This window comes from Candidatus Ancaeobacter aquaticus, from assembly GCA_030765405.1.
Classification (GTDB): Bacteria; Auribacterota; Ancaeobacteria; order Ancaeobacterales; family Ancaeobacteraceae; genus Ancaeobacter; species Ancaeobacter aquaticus.
Genome location: JAVCCP010000016.1, coordinates 1 through 3,034, shown reverse-complemented (window position 1 = coordinate 3,034; position 3,034 = coordinate 1). Strand labels below are relative to the sequence as shown.

3 protein-coding genes are annotated in these 3,034 nt (G+C 39.0%); all 3 read left to right on the top strand.

From position 1 onward, the window contains the following. The first annotated feature begins 201 nt into the window (after positions 1-201). The 3 genes from P9M13_01795 to P9M13_01785 all read left to right on the top strand — a co-directional run bounded on the left by P9M13_01795 (position 202) and on the right by P9M13_01785 (position 2,865). Complete coding sequence (locus P9M13_01795) at positions 202-585, top strand: nucleotidyl transferase AbiEii/AbiGii toxin family protein (GenBank protein MDP8262021.1); 384 nt, start codon at positions 202-204, stop codon at positions 583-585. Positions 586-748: 163 nt separating this feature from the next. Beyond that, on the top strand, positions 749-1,489 hold the full coding sequence (gene truA / locus P9M13_01790) for a tRNA pseudouridine(38-40) synthase TruA (GenBank protein ID MDP8262020.1): 741 nt from the start codon (positions 749-751) through the stop codon (positions 1,487-1,489). A 247-nt stretch (positions 1,490-1,736) separates the two neighbouring features. Continuing rightward, a protein-coding gene (locus P9M13_01785; protein ID MDP8262019.1) for an IS3 family transposase occupies positions 1,737-2,865 on the top strand; the annotation gives its coding sequence in 2 pieces (ribosomal slippage) (positions 1,737-2,032 and positions 2,031-2,865; 1,131 coding nt in all). The last annotated feature ends 169 nt before the right edge of the window (positions 2,866-3,034 follow it).

The following is a 3,034-nucleotide window of genomic DNA, read 5'->3' as shown; positions in this document are numbered from 1 at the left end:
TCACTTTTGAAAAATCAAGTCTCTTAAAAAAAATCTTTTATCTGAAGCATTTTATCACAAACTATCCGGGGAAACTATTTATTCGTAGCTATTTAGGTAAGATTGCTGTGGATCCCATGTATGGAGTTCTGAATTTAGTATGGTGTCCCTGAAATATGGATCCTATACATCAAAATTGATACAAAGCCTCCACAAGGTAGCGTGCTGGAAACATCTATTATTAATAAATATTTCCCCATTGCTTTTCTGACATTCGATTTACCTTCACTGCTTGCAAGAAAAATGCATGCATTGCTTAACCGAAAGTATACAAAAGGTAGGGATTATTTTGATATAGGCTGGTATTTTTCTAAATGGAAAGACATAGTCCCAAACTTAGAGCTTCTGAATAATGCATTGTCTCAGACAGGGTGGAGTGGGGATGTCTTATCACAAGACAATTGGAGATCATTTTTATATAACACTGTACAAGATGCGGATTGGAAAAAGGTAAAAAGCGATGTAGAGAACTTCCTTGAAACCCCCTCTGATATAGAGATATTTACAAAAGAAAATGTACTCAAATTGATCGGAACGCGAGATTAATTAGATGAAATCTGCATAATTGTACGGTGCAAAAAAATAAATAGTATCGGAGAGCGATTAGTTTTTACTTAATTGCCTAATTGCTTAATAACTCAATCACGCAGTTTTTATATCAATGAACCATGAACTATCAACTATGAACTAAAGTATCTATGAACTCATAATGCGCAACCTAAAGCTTACAATAGAATATGATGGCACACATCACTGTGGATGGCAAATACAGCCGAAAGATCGCACGGTCATGCAGGAACTGCAGCTAGCAATAAAGAAACTAACCAAAGAAACCCCTAAAATAGAGTATTCCAGTAGGACAGACAGTGGGGTCCATGCTTACGGCCAAGTCATTAGTTTTAAGACCAAATCGACCTTACCTCTCAAAAATATTCAAATGGCCTTAAACTCTCATTTACCCGGTGATACACGAGTAGTGAAAGCAGAAGACGCAAAAGCAGGCTTTAATGCCCGCTTTGACGCAAAAGCGAAGCATTACAGGTATATTATAAGTGATGCAAAGATAGCTCCTGCTATTGAGCGGGATTATAAGTATCATTTTAAGCTCTGTCGTCTTAATGAGCGAAAAATGCTTTCAGTGGTGAAGTATCTTATAGGAACACATGATTTTACCTCATTTAGCGCTGACAGCGGCGAAGATCAGGGCTCTCCTATAAAGAAGATCATATATCTCAAGGTTAAAAGAAAAGGGGATATTATTACAATAGATATCAAAGGAAGCGGTTTTCTCTATAAAATGGTAAGAAGCATTGTTGGTGCACTTATCGAAGTGGGCAGTGGGAAGATTACCCCAAAAGATATAAAGAAGCTCCTAGAAGTCAAAAAACGATCAATGACCGTTCCTACCGCACCTTCACAGGGGCTATATTTAGTGAAAGTATTTTATTAAAAAGAGTCTGTTCATTTAAGGTAACCGGTGAGTAAAGCGGGGGATTATTTGGGAGGCAAGAGTGAATAGGGATCAATATCAGGATTATGGATATAAGCTTCTAATGTTTTCTTAAGCCATTCTTCCAGGGTTCCATTCTTAAGTCGTTTGCGTGCTGTATGCAAAATATAATACTCCCCAAGAATCAGACCAGTGTATAAGATAGAGAAATAAGGTATAATGGTGGTACTAACCACAGGAGGTCTGGATGGGAAGCATGAGAAAGCAATTCAGCAAGGAATTTAAAGCAAAAGTAGCAATTGAGGCAATAAAAGGGTTGAAGACAAGCGCAGAGATCAGCAGCGAATATGGGGTTCATTCGACACAGATTGCACAATGGAAGAGTGAGCTGCGAGAAGGTTCGCCTGGATTATTTTCTGGCAAAAAGGATCCGGATGAGAAGGAGAAAGGACGTCTTATAGACGAACTGTATAAACAGATTGGTCAGCTGCAAGTAGAAAACGACTGGCTTAAAAAAAATTACCGTTTTAAGACCCAGGGAACGTAAATTGTTGATAGAAAAGGATACAGAGGATATGAGCATACGGAATCAATGCAAACTGCTGGCAATTAATCGATCGAGGCTTTATTATCAGTCTGTGCCGGAAAGCGCGTATAACATAGAGTTAATGAATATAATAGATGAAGAGTTTACGAGGCATCCGTTTATGGGAGTACGTAGCATGATAGCGTATTTGCGGGATATTGGTAAAAAATGCGGTCCGAAGCGAGTGAGACGTTTGATGCGTAAAATGGGATTGATGCCGATATATCCGAAGCCAAATACGAGCAGGCCGAATAAACGCCACGCAATATATCCGTACCTGCTTACAGATGTTACGGTAGAACGACCCAATCAGGTGTGGAGTACGGATATAACGTATATACGGTTAAAGCATGGTTTTGCGTACTTGGTCGCAGTAATGGATTGGTATAGCCGTAGTGTATTAAGCTGGAGATTAAGCAATACAATGGATGTAAGTTTTTGTTGTGAAGCGCTTGATGAAGCATTGGAAAAACACGGTACTCCTGAAATATTTAATACAGATCAAGGGGCACAGTTTACGAGCGAGGCATTCATCAAGAGATTAACAGCGCAGCAGATATCTATCAGCATGGATGGCCGGGGTAGAGTGTTCGACAATATATTTATTGAACGGCTCTGGCGCAGTGTAAAGTATCAGGATGTGTATATCAATGGGTATAAAACAATGCAGGAAGCACAGAATGGATTAGCCAAATACTTTGATTATTATAACCACGGACGACTACATCAATCACTCGGGGATAAGCGGCCGTGGGATGTTTATGAGGAAAAAATGAGGGGAGCGGCATGAGTTATCCACTTATCCACAGTATCCACAAAGAGAAAGAAAAAAAGTAACTACTCAGGTACCCACCAATACGGTAAATTTACAAACATCATTTTTTTGATTTTTTAGCTGGACTCATTTCCCATTAGATAATATAGTTGATACATGCAATCAAATATACCGCTGCCAATTG

Coding starts and splice junctions, on each gene's coding strand:
- truA (MDP8262020.1), top strand. CDS start 749: ATGCGCAACCTAAAGCTTACAATAGAATATGATGGCACACATCACTGT.